Source organism: Pseudoalteromonas sp. SIMBA_162 (assembly GCF_046535955.1).
GTDB lineage: Bacteria > Pseudomonadota > Gammaproteobacteria > Enterobacterales > Alteromonadaceae > Pseudoalteromonas > Pseudoalteromonas marina.
Genome location: NZ_JAWJBQ010001101.1, coordinates 1 through 240, shown reverse-complemented (window position 1 = coordinate 240; position 240 = coordinate 1). Strand labels below are relative to the sequence as shown.

The window sequence follows — 240 nt, the reverse complement described above, 5'->3', positions numbered from 1 at the left end:
AGTATTTTGGTTTTGAAGATAGAAGTATTCCGTATGAAGAATTATTCGGAAAAGGTGGCTTCCAAGATGCACAATTTGAGACATCGGACGGACGTAGAGGAATTGCAGTTTACTATACATGTAAGGACACCCATCTGACCTACAAATTCTTTAAAGACTTTGTGATGCAGCACTTCAACCGATTACCAAAACTGAAAGACTTGTACTTCAATATTGAACGTCCTATTACAGACATTTGTA

General features: G+C 37.1%; 1 protein-coding gene. It reads left to right on the top strand.

The window, feature by feature from the left end; translation table 11 throughout:
• A partial coding sequence (locus R0J88_RS23095; RefSeq protein ID WP_410901329.1) for a hypothetical protein occupies positions 1-240 on the top strand: 240 nt, incomplete at both ends.